Genomic DNA, 1,087 nt, shown 5'->3' with positions numbered 1-1,087 from the left:
CACAAAGTATGAGCAAAGCGGAGTATCCGTATGATAATGCCCCTATGGAACGATATTTCAACACTTTGAAAAACGAACGCATTTACCTATACGAATATGATACCGAGGAATCCCTGTATTAAGCGGTAGAGGAATTTGCATATGTGGAATACAATCATGTACGTCCTCATAGTTTCAATGGTTATTTAACGCCCTATCAGGCTAGGATTGCATAATACGATAACCGGATTAGATTGCTTGGCTACTCTTTGGCAGGAATCTTTCACGTATGTCAAGGAGGTAGCTGCCAAAGGCAGTGCGAAGCAGCTTTTACATACCCTGGAGACTCCTGCATGATCCGAGCAGCAATCCAATATATTTTTAGCCACAAATGTTACAAACATGCTTGACCACAACACAGGATACTGATTGATTTTTTATACTTCCAGGGCATCTTTCGCATCCCGTAGTTCCCGTTTCAATCTGGCAATATCTCTGGCTTCTTCATTGGTATAGTTACCGGAGCCGGGAGAAGGGCAGAGACGTTATTTATTTTTGCATCATGGATCCAATGTTTCAGTTAAGAAAGACTGACACCAAGATTTTCAACTGCTTGTTTTGCTGTCAATTCCGGATGTTTTTTTATAGCGGATAGTATCTTCTTTAAATTGTGGAGAGAATTTAGAACCTTTTGACATAAGTATTCTCCTTTTTTTTCTTATTTTACTAGTATAGCATGAAATTAGAAGGTAAGATGGCCATGCTTATTTTGTGCTATTTTTATTTTAGTACCAATGTTACCTGGTTGAAGAAACTGGAACTTGATCCAATGTATCGGGAAACCCTAAACGAATACAGGGCGTCTTATGAGGAACAGAAAGCAAAAATCGAGCGTTACGATAAGCGGATCAAAGAAATCGCTTCCGAAGCACGTTATCATGAAAATGCGAAAAAGCTTGGCTGCTTCTTGGACATTCGTACGCATACGGCGTAAACGGTAAATACTCCGTACCTCGAAAATCATAGTCATATGTGAGACAATAGACTCGATTCTTATCAATCCGTGCTAATAGTTCAGTACTCAACTTTTAGTACTGTTATAGAAATG

1 protein-coding gene and 1 pseudogene are annotated in these 1,087 nt (G+C 39.3%); both read left to right on the top strand.

Going from position 1 to position 1,087, the window contains the following annotated elements:
* A pseudogene (locus B5E53_RS18650) lies at positions 1-215 on the top strand (integrase core domain-containing protein); the annotation flags it as partial.
* Positions 216-808: 593 nt separating this feature from the next.
* A complete protein-coding gene (locus B5E53_RS18645) occupies positions 809-973 on the top strand; it encodes a hypothetical protein (RefSeq protein ID WP_162611984.1) in 165 nt (54 codons plus the stop codon).
* Positions 974-1,087: the final 114 nt, after the last annotated feature.

Origin of the sequence: Eubacterium sp. An11 (assembly GCF_002161065.1) — a bacterium.
Taxonomy (GTDB): Bacteria; Bacillota; Clostridia; order Lachnospirales; family Lachnospiraceae; genus Anaerobutyricum; species Anaerobutyricum faecale.
The sequence above is the reverse complement of the archived record's forward strand: the minus strand, read 5'-3'. Positions and strand labels throughout refer to the sequence as shown.

Bases quoted from the DNA above. Each gene is read 5' to 3' on its own strand.
- B5E53_RS18645 (WP_162611984.1), top strand. From the start codon at position 809: ATGTATCGGGAAACCCTAAACGAATACAGGGCGTCTTATGAGGAACAG.